The organism is Litoreibacter janthinus (genome assembly GCF_900111945.1).
In the GTDB taxonomy this organism is placed as follows: domain Bacteria; phylum Pseudomonadota; class Alphaproteobacteria; order Rhodobacterales; family Rhodobacteraceae; genus Litoreibacter; species Litoreibacter janthinus.
On sequence record NZ_FOYO01000001.1, the window covers coordinates 1,292,875 to 1,318,225 of the forward strand.

The 25,351-nt window shown below is 58.2% G+C and carries 26 protein-coding genes and 1 tRNA gene; 17 read left to right on the plus strand and 10 right to left on the minus strand.

Annotated features, from left to right (window positions below; translation table 11 throughout):
- The first annotated feature begins 1 nt into the window (after nt 1).
- Nucleotides 2–1,045 carry a flavin monoamine oxidase family protein gene (locus BM352_RS06440; protein WP_090213998.1) on the plus strand — a complete coding sequence of 348 codons (1,044 nt, stop codon included), beginning with the start codon at nt 2–4 and terminating at the stop codon, nt 1,043–1,045.
- A gap of 17 nt (nt 1,046–1,062) precedes the next feature.
- Here the strand turns inward: BM352_RS06440 and BM352_RS06445 are convergent, their stop codons facing one another.
- Both BM352_RS06445 and BM352_RS06450 read right to left on the minus strand, forming a co-directional pair.
- A complete protein-coding gene (locus BM352_RS06445) occupies nt 1,063–1,533 on the minus strand; it encodes a DM13 domain-containing protein (RefSeq protein ID WP_090214000.1) in 471 nt (156 codons plus the stop codon).
- Nucleotides 1,534–1,616: 83 nt separating this feature from the next.
- Nucleotides 1,617–2,387 carry a transporter substrate-binding domain-containing protein gene (locus tag BM352_RS06450; protein WP_090214002.1) on the minus strand — a complete coding sequence of 257 codons (771 nt, stop codon included), beginning with the start codon at nt 2,385–2,387 and terminating at the stop codon, nt 1,617–1,619.
- A 136-nt stretch (nt 2,388–2,523) separates the two neighbouring features.
- Between BM352_RS06450 and BM352_RS06455 the strand changes: the two genes are divergently transcribed.
- The 3 genes from BM352_RS06455 to BM352_RS06465 are packed head-to-tail and all read left to right on the plus strand — an operon-like array spanning nt 2,524 to nt 4,362.
- Nucleotides 2,524–3,264: an amino acid ABC transporter ATP-binding protein gene (locus BM352_RS06455; RefSeq protein WP_281245107.1), complete on the plus strand. Its 741-nt coding sequence runs from the start codon at nt 2,524–2,526 to the stop codon at nt 3,262–3,264.
- Between the two features lie 10 nt (nt 3,265–3,274).
- Nucleotides 3,275–4,024: an amino acid ABC transporter permease gene (locus BM352_RS06460; protein WP_425434510.1), complete on the plus strand. Its 750-nt coding sequence runs from the start codon at nt 3,275–3,277 to the stop codon at nt 4,022–4,024.
- 5 nt (nt 4,025–4,029) lie between these two features.
- Nucleotides 4,030–4,362 (plus strand): carboxymuconolactone decarboxylase family protein, encoded by a 333-nt coding sequence (locus tag BM352_RS06465; protein ID WP_090214007.1) that lies wholly within the window; start codon nt 4,030–4,032, stop codon nt 4,360–4,362.
- A gap of 65 nt (nt 4,363–4,427) precedes the next feature.
- On the opposite strand, the gene comE is transcribed toward BM352_RS06465, so the two are convergent.
- From comE to BM352_RS06485, 4 genes are all read right to left on the minus strand, one after another.
- On the minus strand, nt 4,428–4,991 hold the full coding sequence (gene comE / locus BM352_RS06470) for a sulfopyruvate decarboxylase subunit beta (RefSeq protein ID WP_090214010.1): 564 nt from the start codon (nt 4,989–4,991) through the stop codon (nt 4,428–4,430).
- A gap of 1 nt (nt 4,992) precedes the next feature.
- Nucleotides 4,993–5,490, minus strand: a complete 498-nt coding sequence (locus BM352_RS06475; protein ID WP_090214012.1) for a thiamine pyrophosphate-binding protein — start codon at nt 5,488–5,490, stop codon at nt 4,993–4,995.
- Nucleotides 5,491–5,562: 72 nt separating this feature from the next.
- Nucleotides 5,563–6,453: a LysR family transcriptional regulator gene (locus BM352_RS06480; RefSeq protein ID WP_090214014.1), complete on the minus strand. Its 891-nt coding sequence runs from the start codon at nt 6,451–6,453 to the stop codon at nt 5,563–5,565.
- 45 nt (nt 6,454–6,498) lie between these two features.
- Nucleotides 6,499–6,687, minus strand: a complete 189-nt coding sequence (locus tag BM352_RS06485) for a hypothetical protein (protein WP_090214016.1) — start codon at nt 6,685–6,687, stop codon at nt 6,499–6,501.
- 141 nt (nt 6,688–6,828) lie between these two features.
- Between BM352_RS06485 and BM352_RS06490 the strand changes: the two genes are divergently transcribed.
- The 3 genes from BM352_RS06490 to BM352_RS06500 are packed head-to-tail and all read left to right on the plus strand — an operon-like array spanning nt 6,829 to nt 11,756.
- Complete coding sequence (locus tag BM352_RS06490; RefSeq protein WP_090214018.1) at nt 6,829–8,472, plus strand: hypothetical protein; 1,644 nt, start codon at nt 6,829–6,831, stop codon at nt 8,470–8,472.
- An 18-nt stretch (nt 8,473–8,490) separates the two neighbouring features.
- The gene (locus BM352_RS06495) at nt 8,491–9,624 is read left to right on the plus strand and encodes a phosphatase PAP2 family protein (protein ID WP_139229800.1); all 1,134 of its coding nucleotides are present in this window, start codon (nt 8,491–8,493) and stop codon (nt 9,622–9,624) included.
- Entirely contained in the window at nt 9,624–11,756 is a 2,133-nt protein-coding gene (locus BM352_RS06500; protein WP_090214023.1) for a S8/S53 family peptidase, read from the plus strand. Before BM352_RS06495 ends, BM352_RS06500 begins: the two co-directional genes overlap by 1 nt.
- A 159-nt stretch (nt 11,757–11,915) precedes the next feature.
- Here BM352_RS06500 and BM352_RS06505 read toward each other — a convergent pair whose 3' ends face one another.
- The gene (locus BM352_RS06505; protein ID WP_090214026.1) at nt 11,916–12,602 is read right to left on the minus strand and encodes a M48 family metallopeptidase; all 687 of its coding nucleotides are present in this window, start codon (nt 12,600–12,602) and stop codon (nt 11,916–11,918) included.
- Between the two features lie 178 nt (nt 12,603–12,780).
- Between BM352_RS06505 and BM352_RS06510 the strand changes: the two genes are divergently transcribed.
- Both BM352_RS06510 and BM352_RS06515 read left to right on the plus strand, forming a co-directional pair.
- Nucleotides 12,781–13,116, plus strand: coding sequence for a TIGR02300 family protein (locus tag BM352_RS06510; RefSeq protein ID WP_090214029.1), 336 nt, complete (start codon nt 12,781–12,783; stop codon nt 13,114–13,116).
- A gap of 84 nt (nt 13,117–13,200) precedes the next feature.
- Nucleotides 13,201–13,276: transfer RNA gene (locus tag BM352_RS06515), tRNA-Ala, on the plus strand.
- A gap of 75 nt (nt 13,277–13,351) precedes the next feature.
- Here BM352_RS06515 and BM352_RS06520 read toward each other — a convergent pair.
- The gene (locus BM352_RS06520) at nt 13,352–14,410 is read right to left on the minus strand and encodes an ABC transporter ATP-binding protein (RefSeq protein WP_090214032.1); all 1,059 of its coding nucleotides are present in this window, start codon (nt 14,408–14,410) and stop codon (nt 13,352–13,354) included.
- Nucleotides 14,411–14,414: 4 nt separating this feature from the next.
- On the minus strand, nt 14,415–15,224 hold the full coding sequence (locus BM352_RS06525; protein WP_090214035.1) for an IclR family transcriptional regulator: 810 nt from the start codon (nt 15,222–15,224) through the stop codon (nt 14,415–14,417).
- 131 nt (nt 15,225–15,355) lie between these two features.
- On the opposite strand from BM352_RS06525, the gene BM352_RS06530 reads away from it, so the two are divergent.
- From BM352_RS06530 to BM352_RS06565, 8 genes are all read left to right on the plus strand, one after another.
- Entirely contained in the window at nt 15,356–16,621 is a 1,266-nt protein-coding gene (locus BM352_RS06530) for an ABC transporter substrate-binding protein (protein WP_090214038.1), read from the plus strand.
- Nucleotides 16,622–16,730: 109 nt separating this feature from the next.
- Complete coding sequence (locus BM352_RS06535) at nt 16,731–17,660, plus strand: carbohydrate ABC transporter permease (RefSeq protein ID WP_090214040.1); 930 nt, start codon at nt 16,731–16,733, stop codon at nt 17,658–17,660.
- A 1-nt stretch (nt 17,661) separates the two neighbouring features.
- The gene (locus BM352_RS06540; protein WP_090214043.1) at nt 17,662–18,510 is read left to right on the plus strand and encodes a carbohydrate ABC transporter permease; all 849 of its coding nucleotides are present in this window, start codon (nt 17,662–17,664) and stop codon (nt 18,508–18,510) included.
- Nucleotides 18,507–20,591 carry an alpha-galactosidase gene (locus BM352_RS06545; RefSeq protein ID WP_090214045.1) on the plus strand — a complete coding sequence of 695 codons (2,085 nt, stop codon included), beginning with the start codon at nt 18,507–18,509 and terminating at the stop codon, nt 20,589–20,591. The genes BM352_RS06540 and BM352_RS06545 overlap by 4 nt, the downstream gene beginning before the upstream one ends.
- Nucleotides 20,588–21,358 carry an SDR family NAD(P)-dependent oxidoreductase gene (locus tag BM352_RS06550; protein WP_090214048.1) on the plus strand — a complete coding sequence of 257 codons (771 nt, stop codon included), beginning with the start codon at nt 20,588–20,590 and terminating at the stop codon, nt 21,356–21,358. Before BM352_RS06545 ends, BM352_RS06550 begins: the two co-directional genes overlap by 4 nt.
- Nucleotides 21,358–22,269, plus strand: a complete 912-nt coding sequence (locus BM352_RS06555) for a 2-dehydro-3-deoxygalactonokinase (RefSeq protein WP_090214051.1) — start codon at nt 21,358–21,360, stop codon at nt 22,267–22,269. The genes BM352_RS06550 and BM352_RS06555 overlap by 1 nt, the downstream gene beginning before the upstream one ends.
- Nucleotides 22,266–22,871, plus strand: a complete 606-nt coding sequence (locus BM352_RS06560) for a 2-dehydro-3-deoxy-6-phosphogalactonate aldolase (protein ID WP_090214055.1) — start codon at nt 22,266–22,268, stop codon at nt 22,869–22,871. Before BM352_RS06555 ends, BM352_RS06560 begins: the two co-directional genes overlap by 4 nt.
- Complete coding sequence (locus BM352_RS06565; RefSeq protein WP_090214058.1) at nt 22,868–24,808, plus strand: beta-galactosidase; 1,941 nt, start codon at nt 22,868–22,870, stop codon at nt 24,806–24,808. The genes BM352_RS06560 and BM352_RS06565 overlap by 4 nt, the downstream gene beginning before the upstream one ends.
- A 76-nt stretch (nt 24,809–24,884) precedes the next feature.
- Here BM352_RS06565 and BM352_RS06570 read toward each other — a convergent pair whose 3' ends face one another.
- Nucleotides 24,885–25,292 carry a hypothetical protein gene (locus tag BM352_RS06570; protein WP_090214059.1) on the minus strand — a complete coding sequence of 136 codons (408 nt, stop codon included), beginning with the start codon at nt 25,290–25,292 and terminating at the stop codon, nt 24,885–24,887.
- Nucleotides 25,293–25,351: the final 59 nt, after the last annotated feature.

The following is a 25,351-nucleotide window of genomic DNA, read 5'->3' on the forward strand; positions in this document are numbered from 1 at the left end:
AATGACCCTTGATCTTGCTATCGTAGGTGGCGGCCTGTCCGGCTTGGAATTGGCCCGCCTCGCCCAGTCGCGTGGGCTCAGCTATCATCTATTCGAGGCGCGGGGCCGTTTCGGTGGCCGTGTTGACGGCTTTGAAGGAGTGGATCTTGGCCCATCTTGGTTCTGGCCCGGACATCATCGGATGGCGGCTTTGACGCGCAAACTGGGTGTCGAGGTGTTCGAGCAGTGGAGCAGCGGAGATGCCCTGTTTGAAGACCATTCCGCAATTCAGCGCGGACAGGGCTTTGCGTCCATGGCGGGAACGTATCGCATCGCTGGGGGTATGTCGGTTTTGATCAACGCGCTGGTAGCTCGGCTTGAGGCGTCCTCATTGAGCTTGGACACGCCGGTGCAAACGATCACGCGAAGTGACAATGTGATCCTAACAACGCGCGATGGCGTCGACTACGAGGCGCGGCATGTCGTGCTAGCAATGCCACCGCGTCTAGCTGCGGGGCTAGTGTTCTCACCAGCGCTTCCTGTCGCGGTGCGGCAACCGTTGGGCGACATCCCCGGCTGGATGGCGGGACAGGCGAAACTTGTGGCGATCTACCCGACGCCGTTTTGGCGCTCGGATGGGTTGTCCGGCGACGCGGTAAGCCGCGCAGGCCCGATGGTGGAAATCCACGATGCCTCTGACCCAGTGAGCGGCAAAGGCGCACTCTTCGGGTTTCTAGGTGTCTCCGCACCGCAACGCGAAGGGCAGTCAGATGTTTTGCGTGCCGCTGGCTTGGCCCAGCTTGAACGCCTGTTTGGCCCCAAAGCCGCGACGCCAGAAACGCTGATCCTTAAAGACTGGGCACAAGAACCATTCACCGCAACGCGGCCCGATTGGGATTTCAACGGGCCACATCCTCGCTACGGATGCCCGCCCGCCTTGAATGGGCTTTGGGATGGAGCGTTTTTTTTTGGCTCATCCGAAGTCGCCGCCACGCAGGGCGGCTTTTTGGAAGGCGCTTTGGAGCGCGCAGAAGACATCTTCAGCCAGGCCTTTCCGACGGTCTGAACGAATGGGCGAAATCGTCAGCGGTACTTTGCGGAAGTGATAAACTCGCCGAAGGTTTCGCACCACACGACGACCGTCGTATACGCGGAAGGATCGACGCCCTGCGGAATATCCAGCAGAAAGCCACCAAAGGTTTTCACATCGCCGATGAGGGCAGCGTCAACTTTGATCGGATTAAACTCATCCTCATGTTCGACGAATTCTGTTGTCAGATACAGCTTGTAGTCGGGACCGGGGGCCAGCTTGCCTTCGTGGATGATCTGGTTGTCGGTGACTGATACGATCCCCTCGCCCCAGTGCAAAAAATCACTCCCGCGCAGGTCGCGAACAAATGCCGCAGAATACAACGCAGTTTCTGCCCGCGCCTCAAGCATCGCCGCATCGGGGGAGGGCGGGGCCGTCAGGATTGGCAGGGCGTAGATGCCCAAGGCAAAGCCGATCCCCCCCGCGATCCCGTGGGTGATCAATCTGACGAGCCAGCGTTTCATGATGACATCCTCCCTGGTGATACAAAAAGCCCGCCCTGAGTCTGGCACAAGGCGGGCAAATCACAAAGCATGAACAGTGAGGCTTAAAGGCCCCATTTCTCCGCCGTAACGTCAAAGAAACCGCCAGCTTTTTTCACTTTGATCCAGTTGTTGACGTAATTGATCCAGACTTGATCCGACTGCGGCAGAAGCATCGCGATCGGTGATGGCGCGCGTGGCTCCGCGCCGTTCACGCGCATGATCGGGAATTTGTCATCCAGCGTGGAGCCTTCGATGTTGGACGTGATGAACACATCCGCGCGGCCCGCGATAACTTCTTGGTAGCCTCGGGCAGGCGCTTCCACGACCTTGATCGTTGCGTTCGGGAACCACTCCTTGGCCAAGCTCTCGAACGTGGTGCCAAGGGTTGTGGCAACGGTGACTTCAGGCTTGTTAATACTGTCATAGCCGTCAAACTTGTCGGCGTTTTCCTTCAGGGTGAATGGGAAGATTTCAACCGCGATGTAGCTGTCGGAAAAGCCCGCAACCTTCATCCGAGCAGGCGAAATTGAGGCGGAGCCGGTCATGTGATAGCTGCCAGCGGTCACGCCATTCACCAATGTTTTCCAGTCCGTCGGAACGAACTCGACCTCGACGCCAAGATCTTTGGCCAGCTCGGTCATAATGTCGATGTCATAGCCTTTGTAGCTGTTGGTGGCGGGGTCGCGGACCGACATCGGATTCCAGTCGCCAGTTGTGCCGACTTTCATGACACCGCCATCGAGGATTTCATTCAGGGCCGATTGGGCCACGGCGGCAGTGGTCATCACGGCGCCAAAGGCCAGCGCCGCTAGGGCGTTTGCAAATTGTTTCATATCAGGGATGTTCTCCGGTGTTGGACAGTGACCTTGTCTTTGAGCGTGCAAGGTCACGGGTGATCGTGACTTGAAGTTTCGGTCACTTGCCACATAACCTCAAGGTGATACATGGCAAGGCCGGAAGGGCGCGAGTGTGACACAAAACGCGATCGAAATGATCGATGTGGACAAGTGGTTTGGCGACTTTCAGGTTCTCAAAGGTATTAATCTTAACGTGAAGCCGGGTGACCGGGTCGTGATTTGCGGGCCGTCTGGGTCTGGAAAATCCACGGTCGTGCGCTGCATCAACCGGCTTGAAGCGCATCAAAAAGGCGTGATCAAGATCGGCGGTGTCGTCCAAGATGGCAGCGCCGCAGCGTTGGAGGCCATTCGGTCCGAGGTGGGAATGGTGTTCCAGCAGTTCAACCTTTTCCCCCATCTGAGCGTCATGGAAAACCTTGTGCTGGGTCCAATGAAGGCGCGCGGCCTGTCACGGGCAGATGCGGAAGCACGGGCGATGAAATATCTCGAACGTGTCCGTATCCCCGAGCAGGCGCATAAGCGACCAAGCCAGCTTTCCGGCGGCCAGCAACAACGCGTGGCGATTGCGCGCAGCCTGTGTATGGAGCCGAAGGTGATGTTGTTTGACGAGCCCACTTCGGCGCTTGATCCGGAAATGATCTCCGAAGTTCTGGATGTGATCGTGGAGCTCGCAGAGGAGGGGATGACCATGGTCGTCGTCACCCACGAGATGGGCTTCGCGCGCAAAGTCGCAGACCAGATGGTCTTTATGGACCAAGGCGAGATCGTAGAGACCGGCACGCCTGAAGATTTCTTCAAGGCTCCGAAATCCAAGCGCACACAAGCGTTCCTAAAACAGATACTGCATCACTGATATGCGGGTCATGTTTTCCCTCGCAGCGCTCTTGGTGCTGACCGGCTGCGGCTCCTCCGACATTTGGGGGTGGTATGTCGTCAACCCGATGACCCCTTCAGGCTGGACCAACATCAAGTTTCTGGTGAACGGCATGGGGGCGACGATACTGCTCTCGGTTATCGCAGCATCGATCTCGATTGTGCTGGGCTTGCTCGTGGCGTTACCCGGCCTTTCCGAACGGCGCGGTATCCGCGCAATCAACCGGATTTATGTGGAACTCATACGCGCAATCCCGTTACTGCCAATGCTGTTCTGGGTCTTTTACGGCTTGCCGATCGTGTTCAAATCCATGGGCCTCAGCATCCAGATTGATCCGTTCTGGGGGGCGATCATTACCTTAGCCATTTCCGACAGTGCTTTCACTGCAGAGATTTACCGCGCAGGCATACAAAGTATCGCCAAGGGGCAGGCCGAAGCCGCTAAAACCATCGGCCTCAACTATGTACAAACTATGCGCTATGTGATCCTGCCTCAGGCGATCCGGCGCATTTTGCCGCCTCTGGCGAACCAGTTCATCTACATCGTGAAAATGTCTGCGTTTGCCAGTGTGATCGGAATGCAAGAACTAACCCGCCGCGCCAATGAACTGGTTGTGACAGAATACAGACCACTGGAAATTTACTCACTCTTGATCGTCGAATACCTTGTCCTGGTGCTTGTCATCAGCGCTGGTGTCCGGTGGTTGGAGCGTAGAATGGGATCGGACGAGAGAGGATGAGTGAGATGGACTGGACGAAGTTTATGGACGAAACGAACGAGAATATCGCGGTTTTGGCCAAAGAGATTCCGGAAACCGCAAAGGCCTTCAATACCATGGGGACCTTCGCCAAGAAGACCGGCGCGCTGGATGAAAAGACCAAAGAGATTATGGCGCTTGGCATCGCTATTGCCACGCGGTGTGACAGCTGCATCGGCTTTCATGTCAAATCGTTGATCCGTTTGGGCATCTCGCGCGAGGAACTGGTCGAGGCGTTGGCCATGGCCACATATATGGGCGGCGGGCCGTCTTACGCCTACTCCGCCAAGGCGCTGAAGGCGTTCGAGGAGTTTTCCTGACGTAGAACGGAAAAGGCCGCAGCGGATAGTTCCGCTACGGCCCTGAACATGTCGAAGAACTTTGATCAGGCGTTCTGGGCGGCAACCGTTTTCATAAAGCGGTCGCGGATCACAACTGGATCCATCGTGATCACCGGAACTTTGATGTTGCCGCTTTCGCATTTGGAGACGATCACAGTCATTTTGTCGCCCGCCAGCGCATCCTTGACGACCTGCACGGTGTCCTCGGCCTTGCACTCGATTACATTCTCGCAGCCGCAAGCTTGCGCCACGGCCGTCAAAGAGGTCTTCTTGCCAGCATATGTCGGCTGGTCGCCGGTAGAACCGTATGAGCCGTTGTCGATGATCAGCAGCACATAGTTATCTGCCACGTTGTTGGCGATAGTGGGCAATGTGCCCAAGTTGGTCAGCACCGAGCCGTCGCCGTCGATAACCAGAACTTTGGATTTCTGCGCCAAGGCCAGCCCGAGGCCGATGGAGGACGCCAAGCCCATAGTCCCTAGCATGTAAAAGTTGGATGGTTGGTCGTCGATCATGTGCATCTCTTGGCTCGGAAGCCCGATGTTGCAGATGGTCAGCGTGTCTTTGATGGTCGAGGCCAGCTCTTTGATGATGTCGGAACGGATCATATTAGTAGCCTCCCCAGAAGGACGCATCCGTCAGGATCGCGACCGGTTTGTTGCACATGAAGGTGTATTTCAGGATTTTGTCGAACTCTTCCACATCGGACTGGCGGTGGAAGTGGTAGGTTGGAATGTTGAGCTGTGCCAAAAGGGCCTTTGTGTGAACGGCCATCTCTGCCTGACACGCTACAGGCTCTCCCAACTCGCCGCGATAGGAAATCAGCATCGGCAATGGCATACGGTAATACTGGGTCAGAGTCACCAGCGTGTTGATTGTCACCCCGATGGCGGTGTTTTGCATGATGATTGCCGAGCGCTTGCCACCCATAAAGGCACCCGCACACAGGCCCATGCCCTCGTCCTCTTTATTGGACGGGATGTGATAGATGTCGGGGTGCTTTTCCGCTGCGTCGATGACGCCGCCCAACTGCTTGCAGGGCACAGTGGTGATAAACTCGACTTTGTTATTCACAAAGCCGTCGATGATGACGTTGTCGACTGACATGTGTCGGCTCCCATTTATCCTGTCTGACACGGATTTGACCTAAAGACCCACTGTCGTCAAATCATAACGACTTTAGTTTTTCTGAAGCGTTTCTTTATATGAGCGGACGGCCTCAAGAATTTCCTGCACTAGCCGTTCAATTAGCGGCGCCTTGGGGCAATCCGCGCGTGTGAGCAGGCTCAAGTCACGGCCTTCGGCGTCCAGAGGCATACGCCGCAGCCCTGCAAAAACAGGGTCGGGCACACAGATATGCGGGACCACTGAAATCCCTAGCCCGTGGGCGACGACGCTCGCGACGGTCTCAAGTGATTCCAACTCCATGCTGCTTTGGACGTTGATCCGATTGCGAACCAGCCAATCTTCGGCAATTTGCCCTGCCGCCGAGCGCCGTGCATGGCGGATATACGGCAAGCTGCACAACAGGTCTTCGGGAGTCCCGTCCGGGGCGTCCGGTGCTGCGATCAGCACCAGAGGCTCATGGGCTATATGATATGTGCGCAAACTGGGCGACGGGATGGTAAGGGCAGAGGTGATCACCGCATCCACCGCGCCGCGCTCGACCATCTCGACAAGATCGGTCGACAATCCCGGAACGACGCGCACTTGAAGTTGCGGCGTGCTCAGCATCAACCGCTTTAGCGCCATAGGCACCAGCCCGTGCAAACTGGACGGAACAGCGCCAAGTGTCAGGGTTCCAGAGAGTGAACTCTCGCCACCAGCGTCTGAAAGTAGCCCGTCATAGGAAGCAACCACTTCTCGTGCTTTCGGGATCAGGGACAGGGCAAGCGGCGTGAGGGTCGGGGGCTTGGCGTGTCGGTCAAACAGCGCCACCCCCAAAACATCCTCCAAACGGCGCATTTGCTGGCCGACTGCGGCTTGGGAGACATGCACGCGACCGGACGCCGCGACAAAGCTGCCGCTATCTGCAACTGCGATTAAGGTGCGGAGAAGTGAAATTGACATGACCGAGCCTTAGCTCGCGCACGAATGTCCAGCAAGGGAGTTAGGTTAGTCGCGCAAGTCAGCAGGGCCGACGCGGTCTGCCAGCAAGATTAGCCAAGACAGCGTTTCGCGTTCGTCTTCACTCAAAGAATCGTCTTCGCTCAAAGCGGTCATCGATCCGCGCAAGGACGGCCAGCGGTCGTAAAAATCCAGCAGGTCAGTAATTGGTTCTGGCCCCTTTTTAAGCGGCATCATGCGTGGCTCCGGTGATCATCAATGTTCCTGAGTCAAACTATCAACCGATCTGACAAGCCACATGTGAAAAAAGTGTGAAGGTCTTGGTGAACTTAGCTTAACCTTGTTAGTCTTACCCTTAGGGAAGGCAGTGAGCTTATCGTGGCCATTAAAAAACTTAACATATCTTTGTTCGGTTCCTGCGTCGTGCGCGTGGACGGTCCAGAAGGCGTCGAAGTTAACGGCGCCAAGCATCGTGCGTTGTTTGCGCTGCTGGCAACGGCACCGCTCGGTCGTCGCACGAGATCTTACCTTCAGCGCACCCTTTGGGGCTCTTCCTGCTATGATGGCGGACGCCAAAACCTCAGGCGCGCCTTGTCCGATCTGCGCAGTCTTCTGGGTGCCGATTTTGACCGGTTTATAAAATGTACGAACAGCGACGTCGAACTCGACCTGTCGCTGATAAACTTCCTCGGCGCGCCGGGGGCGGGTGCTTTTATGGAAGGTATCGGCATTCGCGACCGTGGGTTCGAAGAATGGGTCGCATCCATGCGCGCCGACGAGTCGCAGATCGCCGCCCTCTACCGCACCACCCCCCGCACAGAGCTGGGGCGTCCCTTGCCGCGTATCACGGCTTTGCCGTTCCAGCGGGTTATGGGCGGTGAAGATTTGAATGTTCTCGGAGACTGGCTGGCCGAAGAGGTGTGCCGTTCCCTGTCCCGCTCCAACCTACTGTCGGTTATCTCGCATCTATCTAGCCGGGCCCTTGCCGCACGCACGACAGATACGCTTGATGTGCGACGCGAACTGGATGTCGACTATTTCGTAACAGGCTCCATCCGCGATATGGGGGGGCGCATTATCGTCGACATGGATTTCGTGGACGCGCGCGATGGCAGCATCTTGTGGACGCGCCAGATTGCGGGGCCCCAGTCGAATTTCTGGGAGCAGCTAACCACCGGTCTGGATGGCGTCGTGCGGGCCATCGGCCGCTCCATCGCGGACGAGGCGATTGCTTATGTCAACGACCGACCTTTGCCAGAGCTGGAGGACCACCATCTTGTCATTGGCGGAGTGTCCCTCATGCACCGCCCGACTTTCCGCGATTTCGCCAAGTCGCGCACACTGCTGGAGGAAGCCGTTTCGCGCGCGCCGATGGTTGCAGAAACCCATGCGTGGCTGGCCAAATGGTATGTGCTGAGCGTGTTCAACGGATGGACGACCGACAAGCAGGGCGACACCCAGAAAGCGCTGGACGCGTCGTCTCGGGCCCTCGACATCAATCCGGACAGCTCTTTCTCACTCGTGATTGACGGCTTTGCACACAACAACCTGATGCAGCGCATGGATGTCGCCAGCCAGCGCTATGACACCGCCATTGATATCAACCCGAATGAAAGCCTGTCATGGCTGTTGCGCGGGGCGTTGCTGGCGTTTCAGGACGAAGGCAAAGACGCCATCGCCGCCGCCGAGCAGGCGCGCGGCCTCTCACCGATCGACCCGTTCGGTTACTATTATGACAGCCTGTCCAGCACCGCCTATCTTGCCGCGGAAAATTACGAGCGTGCGCTTGAGCTTGCTGACAAGTCGCTGGCGTTCAATGACAGGCATCTTTCGACCCTTCGCGCAAAGATCATAGCGCTGCATTTCCTCGACCGCGGCGACGAAGCGCGCACGGCGGCAACAGACCTGATGCGCCGGCAACCTGGTTTCCGGCTTAACGATTACGCCAAGGCGCACCCTTCTTCTGGTCGCGCGCTTGGGCAACGTGCGGTGACGGCTTTGAAAGCCGCTGGCGTACCTTAAACATAAGGCAGAACGACTATGGCGAGATACGGTGGCATTGGCGGCATCGGAGGCATTGGTGGCATCGGCGGGATCGGTGGTATTGGTGGCATCGGGGGAATTGGCGGCATCGGCGGGATCGGTGGGTCCGGCCTTGGCGGCTTCCTCGGGGCAGGGGCCGTTGGGGCCTACGATCAGGCGTTGACTGTCGGCTTGCAGACCACAGCCGAAGGCATTGAACATGTCACCAGCGAAGGACCGGCACCGGTTCCAACGCAATTGCCAGAAAACTCCACCGCGAACTTGGCACGCTCGGCAGATTGGGTGCGCGGCTCCCTCTATCTGACCGACTTCGTGAAAGACATCGGCAGCGCAGTGGTGGGCGATCAGGTGTCCCTGAGCTTTGAAGGGCAGAACCTCGTCTCCATCAATCGCCCGTCAGCTTCTTTGCTGTCGGAACAAGCAAAGTTCGTGCGCGACTATGCCGACCTACGGGCCGACCGCGCGGCGGAAATCACCAGCCAGCTGGGTTTCCCGACAGAGTATTTCGCCATGATCTTGGCGCTGCATCCCGCACATAACCGCTACACGCTGGAGCTGATCACTGTGACGCAGCTGATGTGCGCTCATCTGGCGATGATGGCGAAATACGCGCTGGCCATCCGGCGTCCCGACCAGGTGGACACGCGTATCTTGCCAATGATCGCTACACCCGGCCACGGCAGCTTCCCGTCTGCTCATGCGACCGAAGCCTACGGCGTCGCTACCGTGATGCTTGGGTTGATGGACGCATGGCAAAGCTTTGCAGACAGCACCGATCGCCGTGCATTGGTCAAACAACTTGCCAACCGCATCGCGGTAAACCGTACGGTCGCGGGCGTTCACTATCCGATGGATACTTGGGCTGGCGCGTCGCTCGGCCAAGCGATCGGCGGGGCTATCCTAGGTCGCTGTAGTGCCACTCAAGACGCCAAGTCGATTACCTACACCCCGCAGAACACAGACTTTTTCGGCCACGATTTCGAGGCTCTCATTGCGGGTGAAACCGTGCCAACCGACTACGGCGTTCAGATTGGTTCAGGCGTTCAGTCCACTCCGTCCGACCTGTTCGGGTGGCTCTGGCATAAAGCCCTGCAAGAGGCGCACACGGCCCAGAACGGGGCAATCGCCTGATGCCACAACGCGTCTGGCAATACACGGGCCCCTACGAGCGATGGGTCTTCGGCCAAAACTTGGGCCGCCCCTTCAGCTTTCCAGCAATACGGAACTGGAGCTCACGCTACTTTGCGGCGCTGATGGACAGCCCCGCGCCCCTGCCGAACGTGTCCACAGTCAAATTCACTGCCGAACCAGGCGCTCAGGTGGAGCGTGTAGATGTCCGCTACCCGCCTTTGTGGAACAACGGGCAAGGCCTCAGCGTGCGCCCGTTCTGCTTTTATGACCCGATCGCGGAAGAAGACCCGACGCCGGACAGCATCGGTGATTGGATCGATTTGTTATTAGAGCTTCTTGATCAATTCACCGAAGCGCTGGACGCGGACACGGGCCGTCCGTCTCGGGCCCGCTACCGGATCAATTTTCCGATCAATCCGAAGTCTTGGACACAAGACTATGACGCCACGCGCGCGGTGGAAGGATATGTCCCGCAGACGGAAGCACCCAAGGCGATTATCGCAGTCATTGATGACGGCATCCCGTTTGCCAACCGCACCTATCTAAACAGCGCGGGCAAAACGCGGGTCAGCAATTGCTGGCTGCAATCCGCACGCAGTCCCGGGCCGGGCGCAGTGCCGTTCGGGCGTGAACTCAGCAACGGACAGATCGACGGTTTACGTGCAACGCATGGTCGCGACGAACGCGCGATTTACACTGCCGCTGGTGCAATTGATGCGGACCTGCCGGAAATGGGCACCTATCTGCTGCGCGAAACCACACACGGCGCGCATATCATGTCCATGGCCGCGGGGCAGACACTGGGGCGGGCCGAAGAGCCGTCTCAAGACGACATCGAGATCATTGCCGTCCAGTTACCCAACACCATCGCGTGGGACACGTCGGGCTTCGGCAAAGAGATGTATATGCTCTCGGCCCTCCATTACGTGTTCGAGCGTGCCAAACGCATCGCCGCGTCGCACGGTCTGGACGAGTTACCCTTGGTCATCAACTTCTCTTACGGGTGGTCCGGCGGGCGCCATGACGGCGAGTCCGAAATGGACACCGCGATGCAGGAACTGCTGGAGTCGCGCCGCGCCCTTGCTCCGACCTATTTGGTCATGCCCAGCGGCAATACCTATCTCGACAAAATGCACGCGAATTTCCAAGAGAGCGAATTCGTGGACGATGAATTCAGCATAGGCTGGCAGGTGCAACCCGACGACCGCACGTCCAGCTACGTAGAAATGTGGCTGCCCGAAGGGCTCGACCCTGAAGGCTACACATTCGAGGTTACCCCGCCACGTGGTATCACATTTGATGCCGCGCCTTCCCTGGCTTTGCGGGGTGCCCCGCGCTTCCCACGTGGAGATCCGCGAAATTTTGCGAACCTCCGCATGGGCGGCGCGGTGGTGGGGCAAATGTCTGTCGACAAAAACCGTGGAACGCGGTGGCGGGCTATGGTCGCCTTGGCACCAAGCATGCCCCTTCCCATGCCCAATGATGACCCTGCACGCTGGGCACCGTCGGGGCGTTGGACGCTGACACTGAAGCGTACGGCCTCCGCTGAACGGCTTCCCGAAGGCAGCTACGTGAACATCTGGGCGCAACGCGACGACGACCCGTCTGAACTGAGAACCGGTGGGCGGCAAAGCTATCTTGTCGATCCGAACCAAGGACCCACGCACAAGCCGGCCTTGCCGGAGTACAAGCAACCGCTGAGCCTCGTGCGCGGCTTTGGCAGCATGAATGGGGTGGCGAACGCTGATCTGGTCACGCGGGTTGCGGGCTATGTGCAAAGCACCGACCAGCCTGCGCCTTACTCATCGGCGGGTGGGCTGTTGAACACAGACGGGCCCGTTCCAGTGACATGGGGCCAGCATGTGGATATCTGTGCGGTGTCGGACCGCAGCCCGGTCCTTCCCGGAACAGTCGCTCAGGGCGTGTATTCGGGGGCGCGGTCCATCCTGATCGGGACGAGCGGTGCCGCGCCGCAAGTCGCACGCCAAATCGTGCGCGCACTTGCAGATGGATCGGATCCGATGTCCGGCTTGGCGCCGCAGACCTACGAGTTCGACAATCCGGTCAAGAACGTCCAACTCAAGGCGCGTTTGGGGGAGTTCAAAACACCATCCTTATGGGCTGGCGGATAGATCGTGAGGGGGGTAATCGCATTTGTCCCCCTCACTAAAGCGATCACCTGGGCTATTTTGCCCAAGTGAGGGAGGGGCGCTCGGCGTCAATTACCCAGTGAGCCGCAGCTTTAGGCGAGGTTGTGCGCGCGTTTTAGTGTGGCGCTGGGTGCCCCTTTTCTAAAACTGAAAGCGATGCAATCCGCTGCCATGGGTGCGCAGCCAGTGTCGCGGGGCTTTATACTCGGGCATCAGACTTTCCACATTCCCCCAAAACGCTGCGCTGTGGTTCATTTCGACCAGATGGGCGACCTCATGTGCGGCGACATAATCCAGCACCTCTACGGGAGCCAGAATCAGCCGCCACGAATACATCAGGTTCCCCTCAGAGGTGCATGATCCCCACCTAGACCGCGTGTCGCGTAGTGTGATTTTGCCGAATGGGCGTCCAAGCTGCGTAGAATAGCGTGCGCTGGCCTCGGCAAGCCTGTCACGAGCCAAGGTCTTGAGCAGTGCACGCACCCGCGCGCCAGCCTTGTCACTGCCCGGCGGCACCAGAATGTGGTCCTCCAGCAGCTTCACTGCACGTGTGCGGGTCTCGGCGACCAGACGGGGGCGGCCCTCAACTGGAATCACGGCACCGGGTGCAATCCATGTGGTCTCCGGCTGCCGGTCCAGATGGCCGCGAATCCAGTCTTCCTTCGCACGCAGAAAGGCCTGTGCTTCGCGCAACGACGCGCGGCGAGGCAGAGTCAGGGAGACGCGGCCATCCACGCCCGACACCCGCAACGACATGCGTCGCGCCTGCGCTGAGTGCTTCAACGTGACGTCAATCGGGGGCTCTCCCAGTTGAATCGTTTCTGCCATGACTTGTGTGCCTGCATTTTGCTGCTTAAGTCCGAAGGTAGCGCGGCCAATAAGCCATGGAAAGCAACAATGGGGGGAAAGCCTTTGACACGCCTTTCCCCATGTGGCAACTGGCTGCAATTCTGATATTCAACCGCATGTGCGCCTCAACTGGCTGCACCGATGAAAGAGGACGATTATGCCCAAGAAAGAATGGGGCGTTAAACGCGTTTGCCCAAGCTGCTCTACCCGGTTTTACGACCTGCAGAACGATCCGTTGACCTGCCCGTCTTGCGCCCACGAGTTCACGCTCGAAAGCCTGACCGGTAACAAATCCCGGACCATGCAGGCCGACAAGCCTGATGCACAGAACAAAGAAAACGAAGCAGACGATGCAGATGAGGTCATCTTGGAAGATGACGAGGAAGAAGTTGACGCCGATCTGGGCGACGACATCCTTGAAGATGACGACGATGATGACACCGTCAGCCTCGACGAGCTGGCCGATGTGGCCTCGGACGACGACGATAGCTAATTAGTGGGGCGCGGTTGGATTTTTCTCTTGAACTGATCCCCGCGCCCTTCTAGATACCACCTCGCAACCGCAGGGTTGCAGTTTGGGGCCTTAGCTCAGCTGGGAGAGCGCCTGCATGGCATGCAGGAGGTCAGCGGTTCGATCCCGCTAGGCTCCACCAAACACCCTTTATAAGTAAGATAGACGTCTGGCCTGACAATGCGTCGGGCATTGTGCGTTTCCGCCAAGTCGGTGTTTACCTGATGCGCGCTTCGCTCGCGCGATCGAAGAGCATCGCGCGTTCGACCGGAAATTTGAGGCCGACGCGTGCGCCTTCTTGCGAGCGGTCATCGCCGCGCTCTTCTACGATGATCTTTTCACCCGTGTCGGAGAGCAGATGCGCATAAGACACGCCACCCAAGGCTTCCGTCATGTCGACCATGTGCGTGTCACCTTTCGGGTCGATTTCCAAATGCTCGGGCCTAATCCCGAACGACACCTCGGTGCCATCAGAAGGCGTGTTAAGCGGCAGCTTGAAGCTGCCATTAAGTGCAGAAATTTCAACGGCACCTTGCTTGATAGTGCCGTCAAGGAAGTTCATCGCGGGCGAGCCGATGAAACCCGCCACGAACTTGTTGTCAGGGTTGCGATACAGATCAAGTGGCGCGCCGACCTGTTCGATATGACCCGCCCGCAGAACAACGATCTTGTCTGCCAGTGTCATGGCTTCGACTTGATCGTGCGTCACATAGATCATCGTCGCGCCGATTTCCTTGTGAAGCCGCGCAATCTCCACGCGCATCTCCACTCGAAGCTCTGCATCAAGGTTGGAGAGGGGCTCGTCGAACAAGAAAACTTCGGGGCCGCGCACAATGGCCCGTCCGATGGACACCCGTTGGCGTTGACCGCCCGACAGCGCAGAGGGCTTGCGGTTGAGATAGTCTTCAAGTTTCAGGATGCGGGTCGCCTCTGCCACTTTCTCCGCGATCTCTGCCTTGGGGTGGCCGTTCATTTTCAGCCCAAATCCCATGTTGTCACGCACCGTCATGTGCGGGTAGAGCGCATAGGTCTGGAAAACCATGGCCACGCCACGTTCCGCTGGATCCATGCCGGTGACGTCCCGTGTGCCGATGCCAATCGCGCCTTCGGTTGTTTCCTCTAGTCCCGCCACCATACGCAGCAAGGTTGACTTGCCACAGCCGGACGGGCCGACAAACACGCAGAACTCGCCATCGTTGATTTCAAGGTCGATCCCATGGATGACCTGAACGTCGCCATAGCGCTTGATTACGTTTTTCAGCGTTACACCTGACATGATCTCAGCTCCCCATTGGTTCTTTAGATTTCTGTTCGACAGGGAAGCGCCAATGCTCCGCTGTTTCGGCTATCGTGTCGGCGGCCTGACGCATCTTGGGGGCCAAGGCCTCCAACTTGTCTAGCGACGTGCGCGAAGTTGTGCTGGTGACCGAGATCGCCCCGATTACCCGCTTGCTGTGGGTTAAAATGGGCATCGCAATGCAGATGATCCCCGGTTCGTGTTCTTCGCGGTCAAAGGCGTAGCCGCGCGCCCGAATATTCGTGAGCTCTTCGGTCAGCTTCTCGACGCTTGCCAGTGTGTGCGGTGTGAACCGGTGGTAGGACTGCTGGTCCAACGCGCGTTGCAATTCGCCGTCCGGTAAGAATGCCAGCATGGCCTTGCCTACGCCTGTGCAATAGGCGGGGCCGACTTTACCTGCTTGCGAGAACATTTCGACAGGGCGGTGGGCGTTTCGCTTGTCGACGTAAAGCACCTGCGCGTTGTCGAGCTGCGCCAGGTGAATTGTTTCGCCTATAGATTTGCTCAGCGCGTCAAGAATGGGCCGCGCAACAGGGGCCAGAGACGATTGTGTCCAAGCCGCGTGCGCCAGCCGCACAAGACGAATACCCAGCGAATAGGTCTGGAGCACGTCGTCATAGGTCAGCATCCCTTCGGAGCGGAGCGTTTGCAGCATCCGGTAGAGCGTGCCCTTGGGATAGGGAGACGTTTCAAGGAGTTCATTCAGCCGTACCGGCCGTTCGAACGAGGCGACCTGATCCAGCACGCACAGCGCCTTCTTTACGGTTCCGCTGGCCGTTTGCGCACTTTGCATTTCTGGTCTCTCCTCCCGGCTTCGATGGGTTCCAGCCGGCGAAGCTTCTATTGACAAAGTTAGTCGATTCGTGGTCTCGTTTCAATATATAAACTGTCATTTCATTATTTGAAACACCAAGGGAGGACACCATGCGTTTCACTTATAAGGCGTCAGTTGCTGCGCTATCGACGGCTGCCATCATGGCGGGCGGCACGTTCAGTGCATCGGCTCAGCAATTGACCGGCGATCTCAAGATTTTCTCCGACATGTCAAACCCCGCGCCGCGAGCGACGATGGAAGGCATGGCGGCGCGCTTCGGCGAAATGCACCCCGATCTGAACATCGAGCTGACCATCATCGACCGCGAAGCGTATAAAACCCAGATCCGCAACTTTCTGACGGCAAACACGCCGGATGTTGCCAATTGGTACGCAGCCAACCGTATGCGTCCTTACGTCGATGCAGGTCTGTTCGAAGATGTCTCGGATGTCTGGGAAGGGCAGCTGAGCGAAGAGCTGGCCTCCACCAAGGGCGCGATGACGCTCGATGGCAAGCAATGGGGTGTTCCGTACACCTACTACCAATGGGGCGTTTATTACCGCAAAGACATCTACGAAGAGCTGGGCTTGAGCGAACCTGCAACCTTCGAGGAAGAGCTGGCGAACTGCCAAAAGATCGTCGATTCCGGTCGCACTTGCTACACTCTGGGCTCCAAGTTCCTATGGACCGCTGGCGGCTGGTTTGACTACCTCAACATGCGCACCAACGGCTACGACTTCCACTCCGCCCTGCTCGCAGGCGAGAAGAAGTGGGATAGCGAAGAGGTTCGCGCGACCTTCGCCAACTGGCGCACGCTGCTCGACATGGGCGCGTTCATCGAAAACCACACCTCCTACAGCTATCAGGAGTCCCTGCCGTTCCTAGCTCAGGGCGATAGCGCTGCGATCCTGATCGGCAACTTCGCCGTGGCTCCGCTGCGCGACGCTGGCCTGACCGATGACCAGTTGGACTTCTACCAGTTTCCTGCGATCACCGAAGGCGTCGCAATGGCGGAAGATGCGCCAACAGACACCTTCCACATCCCGTCAGGTGCTTCGAATAAAGAAGCTGCCAAGGCATTCCTGAAGTTTGTGGTCTCAGCCGAGAACCAGACCATGATCAACGCGGGCGACGCGTTGGGCCAGCTTCCAGTAAACTCCAAGTCTTCTGTGGATGACGACAAGTTCCTGAAAGAAGGCTTCGCTATGCTGTCGTCCAATTCGCCCGGTGGCGTCGCACAGTTTTTCGATCGTGACGCTCCGGCTGAAATGGCCAAAGTCGGCATGGAGGGTCTGCAGGAGTTCATGGTGCGTCCTGACAATTTGGACGCGATACTGGCCCGTTTGGACAAGGCCGCAGAGCGTATTTACAAGTAACGCCGATTTGGGGGCGGGCGGATCGTCCGCCCCCAAATCTCTGCGCATCTGCATCACCCGATCGAGCCGCGCCCGTCGTGTTTTGGCGCCCTAGCGAAACGAGGTTCCCATGACGACTACTGCAGTCCCTCCAACCACGCCGGAGCAGCAACGGCGATCTTGGTACAAGCGCAACGAAATCAAAGTCACGCCTTGGCTGTTCCTGTTCCCCGCGATCCTGTTTTTCCTCGTCTACGTCGTTTTCCCCATACTCCAGAGCTTCAACCTGTCGGTTTATGCTTGGGACGGTCTGGGTGAAAAGGAGTATGTCGGTTTGGATCACTACCGCGCACTTTGGGACGATCCGGCCTTCTATATCTCCCTGCGCAACAACCTGATCTGGTTGGTTCTCTATTTGCTGGCAATCCCCGCGGGGCTTTTCATCGCGCTGTTTCTCAATCAAACAGTCACGGGAATCCGTCTTTATAAATCGCTGTTTTTCTTCCCTTTCGTCATTAGCCAAGTGGTCGTCGGCCTTGTCTTTACCTGGTTCTATGATCCCACGTTCGGGCTGCTCAATTCCGTGTTGGGTTTAGTCGGGCTTGGGCCAATTAACGTCCTAGGTGACCCGACATATGTGACCTACGGCATCATTGCTGCGGGCCTTTGGCCACAGACGGCCTATTGCATGATCCTGTATCTGACGGGCCTGAATGCCGTCGATCCGGAGCAGGTCGAGGCTGCTCGGCTGGACGGCGCGAAGGGCTGGAAAATGCTGTGGTATGTCATCGTGCCACAACTCAAGCCTGCGACCTTCATTGCCTTCGTGGTGACCATCGTCGGCGCGCTACGCTCGTTCGATCTGATTTCCATCATGACCAATGGAGGGCCATTCGGCGAAAGCCGCGTGCTCAGCTTCTACATGTTTGAGGTCGCTCTGTCCGAATACGGCTTCCGTATGGGCTATGGTGCCGCCATCGCGGTGGTGCTGTTTATGATCATGCTCTGCTTCATCGCGTACTTCCTATACTCGATGTACAAAGATCAGAAGGGGCACTGAGATGTTTCCGAAACCTATTGAGAAATCCTCCCGCTCCATCCAGCTCGGCTATCAGTCGCTGTTGCCCGTGGCATTGATCCTTTGGCTGTTGCCGCTGATCGCTGTTGCCCTGTTCTCGGTCAAACCGGCAGGCGATTTTTCCGCCGGTAATTACTGGAACTTGCCGTCAGAATTCGGTGGCTGGGAAAACTACGGCAAGGTCTTCTTTGAGTCCGACATGCCACGTTACCTGCTGAACTCGTTGCTGATCACAGTGCCCACCGCCATTGGCGCCGTGGCCCTCTCCTGCATGGCGGGCTTCGCGCTAGGCATTTACAGGTTTAAGTCCAACTTGTGGCTGTTCTTCATGTTTGTGGCAGGCAATTTCGTCCCGTTTCAAATCCTGATGGTGCCGGTGCGCGACCTGACGCTCGACCTTGGTCTCTACAATACCAAGACCGGACTTGTATTGTTCCACATCGCGTTCCAGACAGGATTTTGCACCCTGTTCATGCGCAACTTCATCAAAGGTCTGCCCTTCGCGTTGATCGAAGCTGCTCGGGTCGAAGGCGTCGCGGAATGGAAGATATTTGTCTACGTCGTCCTGCCTCTGATGAAGCCAGCGATTGCCGCTCTCGCGGTGTTGATCTTCACCTTCATCTGGAACGATTACTTCTGGGCAGTGGTCCTCACGCAAGGGGTGGAATCCCAGCCGGTGACAGCGGGTATCACGTCGTTCAATGCGCAATACCGTGCCGCGTACCACTTGATGAGCGCGGGCGCGATTGTAGCCGCACTTCCACCCGTGGCGATGTTCTTCCTGATGCAAAAGCACTTCATCGCGGGTCTCACTCTTGGAGCTGTTAAATGATCCAAAGCTGGCGACTGGATGACGATCGTCAATCACTGGTGCTGGCCTCCTACAATGACCGCCTCGCTGAGGTGGTCTATTGGGGCCCCCGACTTCCAGAGGATGAAGACCTCACGACACTCTACCAAGCCTATGCGATTGATGTGACGGGCGGCATGCTGGATGCCAACCCGGAGCTGTCATTGTGTCCTGAATCCACGCGCACTTTCCCGGGCCAGCCCGGGCTTATCCTGCGCGCGCGGGACGGCACACCGCTGTTGCCGAAATTCTGCTTTTCCAAGGCGGATATGGGCGCTGATAGTCTCACGCTGACCTATACCGACGACCTCAACGGGCTGACCTATATCGCGCAGTTCTCGATCAATGGCCGTACCCATATGATCGAGGCTCGCGCGACGCTGGACTCTGCGAACCCGGTGCATTTGCACTGGCTTAGCGCGCCTGTTTTCCCCGGTCCGCAACTGTCTGATGAGATGATCGACGTGGCCGGACGATGGTGCGGCGAATTTCAGTTGAACCGAACGCCGTGGTCCGCAGGCATCCGCTACCGCGAGAACCGCACCGGTCGCACCGGTCACGAGCATTTCCCCGGACTGATCGTTCCCTGTCGAGGCGCTACCAACGTGCAAGGCCATGCTTACGCATTCCACTACGGCTGGTCCGGAGGGCACCGCATGGTCGCCGAGGAACTGCCCGACGGGCGCCGTCAAATCCAGTTCGGCCATGCCGCGCGGGTCGAAAGCACGCCACAAAAACGGTTCGAGACCGCAACGTTATACGCGATGTTTTCGGATGATGGGATCAACGGCTGCGCCGTCGCCTTCCAGCGCCACCTGCGCGACGAGATTGTGCAATTCCCGAACCCGAACCGCCCGCGCCCTGTGCACTTCAACTGCTGGGAAGCGGTCTATTTTGACCACAACCTTCCGGAACTTAAAGATATCGCAAGCCGCGCCGCCGCGTTGGGGGCAGAGCGCTTCGTGCTGGACGACGGCTGGTTCGGTGGCCGTGACGATGACACGCGCGCGCTTAGCGATTGGGAAGTCGATCCGCGCAAATATCCTGACGGGCTCACCCCGCTGATCGAGCATGTCCACGGGCTTGGCATGACGTTCGGTATCTGGTTCGAGCCAGAGATGATTAACCCCGACAGCAATATTCACCGCGCGCACCCGGATTGGGCCCTTGGCGCGGAAGATCAGACGCTGGGTCGCAACCAGAAAGCGCTCAACATGGCGCTGCCAGAGGTGCAGGATTTCCTCCTAGACCGGATCAGTAAGGTTCTTCGGGACAACCCGATCGACTACATCAAATGGGATCACAACCGCGTTTTGCCTATGCCAGACGCGGCGCAAACGCGCGGCTCCTACAAGCTTATCGACCAGCTGCGCCAAGACTTCCCGCAGGTGGAAATCGAGAGCTGCGCCTCTGGGGGCGGGCGCATTGACTTCGGTATCCTCAAACGCACGCACCGCGTCTGGCTGTCCGATAGCAACGACGCGCTTGAGCGTCTGCGGATGCAGCACAACGCAGCAATTTTCCTGCCTTTGGCCGTCACCGGCAGCCATGTCGGCCCGCGCACCTGCCACACCTCGGGGCGCGTTCTAGACATCCGGTTCCGCGCTTGGGTCGCAGCACAGCGACATATGGGGTTCGAGATGGACCCGCGAGAGTTGACCGAGGACGAGGCGCAAGTTCTGAGCCGCGTCACGGCATGGTGGAAAGCCAATCGCGACTGGATGTTCCGTGCCGATATCCTGCGCCTCGATAGCGCCGATCCAGCTGTGATCGCGGAACAGCAACTGGCCGAAGGCGGTGCTAACTTTATCGTCTTCGCTGGTAAAGCCGACACCAGCCGCCAGATCGCGCCAAGACCCCTGCGCCTAACCCGTCTGACGCCGGACGCAAAATACCGCATTGAACTGGTAAACCGCACAGATACCGTCGCATTGTCGCGTGGGGGTCAGGCGGTAAAGTCCGAGCCTTTGGTGCTCAGCGGATCCTATTTGATGAGCCACGGCTTGACCCTGCCATGGTCCTTTCCGGAAACAATGTGGGTCATTGAAGGAACGCGCATATGACGAAAACAGCGACATTCCACGATCTGGAGGGTGCATCGGTTTTCGTGACCGGTGGCGGCTCTGGCATTGGCGCCTCGCTCACCGACGGGCTGATGGCGCAAGGGGCAAAAGTCGCCTTTGTGCAGCGCTCTGACGCCACGGGTTTCGCCGATGAGATGGAGGCCAAACATGGCACCCGCCCATTGTTCCTGCAATGCGACATCACCGATATTGCACGCCTGCAAAGCTGCATCGCCGAGACCAACGAGGCACACGGCCCCGTAACAGTGTTGGTCAACAACGCTGCCAACGACAAACGTCACACCACCGAAGAGGTGGATGAGGCGTTTTGGGATTGGTCGATGGCGATCAACCTGAAGGCCTATTTCTTCGCCTGTCAGGCCGTGATTGAAGGGATGCGCGCAGCGGGCGGCGGCTCGATCATCAACTTCTCGTCGATCAGCTACATGATGGGTAACGCTGGCTATCCAGCCTACACCACAGCCAATTCCGGCATCAACGGTATGACCCGCAGTTTGGCCCGCGAATTCGGCCCCGACAAAATTCGCGTAAACGCGCTCGCCCCCGGATGGGTGCTGACCGACAAGCAAAAAGAGCTTTGGGTGACGCCTGAAGCTTTGGAGGCACATGTCTCCCGCCAATGCTTGAAAGACACGCTCGCCCCGCAAGACATGGTCGATGCGGTACTTTTCTTGGCCTCTAATACCAGCAGAATGATGACCGGACAGGCGCTTGTCGTCGATGGTGGCGTCGTGGTGACTGGATAATGGCAGAAGTTGCGTGGATCGCTGTCGACTGGGGCACCTCAAACCTGCGAGTTTGGGCGATGGATGCTTCTGGTCAAGTCGTCGATACCCATGGATCGGATCAAGGCATGGGAGTTTTGGACCGCGAAGGGTTTGAAACCGCCTTGCTGTCCTTGATCACTCCGTACTTGGCTCAAGGTCGCGTGTTGCCGGTTGTCTGTTGCGGCATGGTTGGCTCTCGGCAGGGCTGGGCGGAAGCCGCGTATCTCAGCACTCCATGTGCGCCGCCTGACGGTCAAAATGCCACGCGAGTTGCGGTCAATGACCCACGCATTTCAGTATTCATCCTACCCGGCATCAAACAAATTTCGCCCCCCGATGTCATGCGCGGCGAGGAAACCCAAATCGCGGGTTATTTGGCCGTCAATCCAGACTTCGACGGCGTGCTGTGTATGCCGGGAACCCATACCAAATGGGTCCATATAAGCCTGAAAGAGATTGTCAGTTTCCAGACCTTCATGACCGGCGAAATGTTTGCTTTGCTGTCCAAACAGTCGGTGCTGCGCCACTGCTTGGTCTCCAGCGGGTTCGACCAGTCTTCTTTTGACGCAGGGCTGTCAGATGCGCTTGGGCGTCCGCAGCTTGTGACCGCACAGTTGTTTGGCCTTCGAGCCGGCGCATTGGTCGCCGATCTTAAGCCTGCCGCCGTGCGTGGGCGCCTGTCAGGTTTGCTGATCGGGGCGGAACTATCCGGCGCGCGGCCCTACTGGCTGGGGCAGAATGTAGCTATCATTGGCGACCCAAAGATGTCGGACTTGTATCGCAAAGGCCTTGCCGCACAAGGCGTAGACGCAACTCTGGTCGACGTCGCTGACATCACCCTTAACGGCCTCAAGGCCGCTTATGAATCGTTGAAGGAACAGGTCCTATGAGCCGCAATATCATTGCCATTTTGCGGGGCGTCCAACCCGACGAGGCCGAAGCGATCTGCGATGTGCTGATCCAAGCAGGCATCGATCGGATCGAAGTGCCGCTGAATTCGCCTGACCCCTTGGAAAGCATCCGCCGCATGGCCGCCGCCTTTGGACAGAATGCGTTGATTGGTGCGGGCACGGTTCTCAGCTTGGAAGACGTGAAAAATGTCGCGGCCTCGGGCGGCAGGATGATTGTGTCGCCTGACGCAAATACCGAGGTGATCATCGCGTCCAAGGCTGCTGGTCTCGCCTCCTATCCTGGCGTTCTGACCCCGACAGAATGTTTTGCGGCTCTTCGTGCTGGTGCCGATGGGTTGAAGATTTTCCCTTCCTTTTTGATGGGGCCCGAAGGTTTGAAAGCCATTTCGGCGGTTTTGCCGGCTGAAACCGACACCTATGCCGTGGGCGGTGTTGGCCCGAAGAATTTTGCTGAATGGATCGCAGCAGGGGCTGCGGGTTTCGGCATCGGGACAGGCATCTACAAGCCCGGATTTTCAGCTTCGGATGTGGCGGCCAGAGCCACTGAAATTGTCGCCGCCTATGACGAAGCGACCAAATGAAGCGCACACTGGGGACCTGCTATTACCCTGAACACTGGCCGCGCGAGATTTGGCAAGAAGACGCGCGGCGAATGGCGGATCTCGGCCTCACTTGGGTCCGGATCGGTGAATTCGCATGGAGCCGTCTCGAGCCGTCTCAAGGGAACTATCAGTTCGGATGGCTTGATGACGCAATTGCGGTTCTGGGCAACGCTGGCCTGAAAGTCGTGCTGGGCACACCCACGGCGACACCGCCACGGTGGATGTTGGACTTGCATCCGGACATGCTCGCCGTGGATGAAGAGGGTCGCGCACGCAAATTCGGCTCGCGGCGGCACTATTGCTTCAGCCACGAGGGGTACAAGGCCGAATGCGCGAAGATCGTGACCGCGATGGCCGAACGATACGGCACCAATCCTCATGTCGCCGCTTGGCAGACCGACAACGAATATGGCTGCCACGACACCACAATTTCTTACAGCGACGCCGCGCGTATCGCGTTCCAAGACTGGTTGCGCGCCCGCTATCCGGGCGCGGGAAACGCGGGCGATATCGTTGAGCTGAACAAGGCTTGGGGCAACGTCTTCTGGTCTATGGACTATGACGGGTTCGAGCAGGTCGACCTACCGAACCTAACGGTCACGGAACCGAACCCCTCGCACAGTTTGGCATTCCGCAGGTTCAGCTCCGATCAGGTGGTGGCGTTCAACCGGTTGCAGGTCGATATATTGCGCGCTCACACCAATGCGCCAATTGCGCATAATTACATGGGGCGGATCACCGATTTTGACCATTTCGCAGTTGGCGCCGATCTAGATATTGCGTCTTGGGACAGCTATCCGCTTGGCTTCTTGGAGGACCGAGTGGGCGCGGACGAGGCATGGCAGCGCCGCTTTGCCCGGCAAGGTGATCCCGATTTTCAGGCCCTGCACCATGATCTTTATCGCGCCGTAGGGCAGGGGCGTTGGTGGGTAATGGAACAGCAACCCGGCCCTGTGAACTGGGCGCCCTACAACCCTACACCGCTGCCCGGAATGGTCCGTCTGTGGAGCTGGGAAGCCTTCGCGCACGGTGCCGAAGCGGTCTGTTTTTTTCGCTGGCGGCAGGCCCCATTTGCGCAAGAACAGATGCACGCGGGCCTGTTGCGTCCCGACAGCGTCGACGCGCCCGGACTGGACGAAGCCCGTCAGGTCGCCGCCGAACTGGCCGACGCGCCGGAGGTGGCCCAAGTCCAAGCCGCCGTTGCGTTGGTGTTCGACTACGATGCCGATTTCGCGTGGACGGTGCAGCCTCATGGTCGCGGCCTCAGCTACTTCGGTTTGGTATTTGACTGGTATAAGGCGCTCCGCAGCCTCGGTGTATCGCTTGATATTGTCCCTGCCAGTAGGCGGGATTTTTCGGCGTATAGACTGATTGTGGCACCCGGTTTGATGCATATGGACGATGGCTTGAAAGAGGCTCTGACGTCGTCTGAAGCGCAGGTCCTGCTGGGTCCGCGCAGTGCGGCGCGCGATCAAGATATGGCGATACCGGTGCCACTACCGCCGAACATTAACGGCTTGGCGGTGACCGTTGCGCAGGTCGAAAGTCTGCGGCCAGACATGCCGGTTGCGCTCAGTGGCGGCGGTTATCTGCACCTGTATCGCGAGGTATTGGAAGGAAGCGCCGAGACGCTGGAGCAGACCACCGACGGCGCTCCTGTCGTCGTCGGAAACGGGCACCTAAGCTATATCGGAGCGTGGCTGGACCACGACGCTTTGCGCCGCGTCGTCTCGCGCGCTTGCGAAGCCGCCAGGATTGATACGTTGGAGTTGCCTGACGGCGTCCGCGTTCGCGATTGCGGGTCGGAGCGGTTCTGGTTCAATTATAACGCAGAGCCTGTAAGCGTTGGCGGGCTCACGCTCGACGCAGCAGGCGTACTTCGCCAGACCTTTGGCAAGGTTGCAAAAATGCGATGACCAACCGAGGCCTCGACGACAAACTTAAAAAGCCCACGCGGGGCTAATCCGTCTCGCGCCGTGTCGCTTCCGCAGATCAACTGCCGATCAAACGACCCAAAAACGAACGTGGTTTGTCTGCGTCTGTCTCGGCGGATGCCGAAGGTGCGGGTGTGATCGGGGGCAATGCTGCTGCTTTAGGCGTTGCTGCTTTTGGCGCAGGAGAAGCGACACGCTCAGACGACACGGCAGGAGCTGCTTTGACTTCAGGCGCCGGGTCTGCGGCTTTCGGGGCTGGGTCAGCGTTGAGCACTTGGCTCGCGTCGGTTCCCTCTTCGGCCAACAACTCCTTGATCGTTTTCATGGTGAACGCGGTTTTCTCCCGAGCCGAGGTGCCCTTGATCGGTTGAAGACGAGTATGTTCCATTTCCTTGACCTCCAAAACTTGGGTAAAATAGTTAAACTGCACGCGGTTTTTTGCCTGCGTGTTAAGGATAATGGACATGGATTATGTCAACTTTGGGGTGGTCGCGGGGCAAAATGGTGCCGACCCGACCACACCTT

Bases quoted from the DNA above. Each gene is read 5' to 3' on its own strand.
- BM352_RS06535 (WP_090214040.1), top strand. From the start codon at position 16,731: ATGACGACTACTGCAGTCCCTCCAACCACGCCGGAGCAGCAACGGCGA.
- BM352_RS06570 (WP_090214059.1), bottom strand. From the start codon at position 25,292: ATGTCCATTATCCTTAACACGCAGGCAAAAAACCGCGTGCAGTTTAAC.
- comE (WP_090214010.1), bottom strand. From the start codon at position 4,991: ATGATCCGTTCCGACATCATCAAAGAGCTGGCCTCGACCATCAAAGAC.
- BM352_RS06465 (WP_090214007.1), top strand. From the start codon at position 4,030: ATGGACTGGACGAAGTTTATGGACGAAACGAACGAGAATATCGCGGTT.
- BM352_RS06480 (WP_090214014.1), bottom strand. From the start codon at position 6,453: ATGTCAATTTCACTTCTCCGCACCTTAATCGCAGTTGCAGATAGCGGC.
- BM352_RS06450 (WP_090214002.1), bottom strand. From the start codon at position 2,387: ATGAAACAATTTGCAAACGCCCTAGCGGCGCTGGCCTTTGGCGCCGTG.
- BM352_RS06505 (WP_090214026.1), bottom strand. From the start codon at position 12,602: ATGGCAGAAACGATTCAACTGGGAGAGCCCCCGATTGACGTCACGTTG.
- BM352_RS06550 (WP_090214048.1), top strand. From the start codon at position 20,588: ATGACGAAAACAGCGACATTCCACGATCTGGAGGGTGCATCGGTTTTC.
- BM352_RS06485 (WP_090214016.1), bottom strand. From the start codon at position 6,687: ATGATGCCGCTTAAAAAGGGGCCAGAACCAATTACTGACCTGCTGGAT.
- BM352_RS06475 (WP_090214012.1), bottom strand. From the start codon at position 5,490: ATGTCAGTCGACAACGTCATCATCGACGGCTTTGTGAATAACAAAGTC.
- BM352_RS06500 (WP_090214023.1), top strand. From the start codon at position 9,624: ATGCCACAACGCGTCTGGCAATACACGGGCCCCTACGAGCGATGGGTC.
- BM352_RS06440 (WP_090213998.1), top strand. From the start codon at position 2: ATGACCCTTGATCTTGCTATCGTAGGTGGCGGCCTGTCCGGCTTGGAA.
- BM352_RS06525 (WP_090214035.1), bottom strand. From the start codon at position 15,224: ATGCAAAGTGCGCAAACGGCCAGCGGAACCGTAAAGAAGGCGCTGTGC.
- BM352_RS06565 (WP_090214058.1), top strand. From the start codon at position 22,868: ATGAAGCGCACACTGGGGACCTGCTATTACCCTGAACACTGGCCGCGC.
- BM352_RS06495 (WP_139229800.1), top strand. From the start codon at position 8,491: ATGGCGAGATACGGTGGCATTGGCGGCATCGGAGGCATTGGTGGCATC.
- BM352_RS06560 (WP_090214055.1), top strand. From the start codon at position 22,266: ATGAGCCGCAATATCATTGCCATTTTGCGGGGCGTCCAACCCGACGAG.
- BM352_RS06555 (WP_090214051.1), top strand. From the start codon at position 21,358: ATGGCAGAAGTTGCGTGGATCGCTGTCGACTGGGGCACCTCAAACCTG.
- BM352_RS06460 (WP_425434510.1), top strand. From the start codon at position 3,275: ATGTTTTCCCTCGCAGCGCTCTTGGTGCTGACCGGCTGCGGCTCCTCC.
- BM352_RS06510 (WP_090214029.1), top strand. From the start codon at position 12,781: ATGCCCAAGAAAGAATGGGGCGTTAAACGCGTTTGCCCAAGCTGCTCT.
- BM352_RS06445 (WP_090214000.1), bottom strand. From the start codon at position 1,533: ATGAAACGCTGGCTCGTCAGATTGATCACCCACGGGATCGCGGGGGGG.
- BM352_RS06520 (WP_090214032.1), bottom strand. From the start codon at position 14,410: ATGTCAGGTGTAACGCTGAAAAACGTAATCAAGCGCTATGGCGACGTT.
- BM352_RS06530 (WP_090214038.1), top strand. From the start codon at position 15,356: ATGCGTTTCACTTATAAGGCGTCAGTTGCTGCGCTATCGACGGCTGCC.
- BM352_RS06545 (WP_090214045.1), top strand. From the start codon at position 18,507: ATGATCCAAAGCTGGCGACTGGATGACGATCGTCAATCACTGGTGCTG.
- BM352_RS06540 (WP_090214043.1), top strand. From the start codon at position 17,662: ATGTTTCCGAAACCTATTGAGAAATCCTCCCGCTCCATCCAGCTCGGC.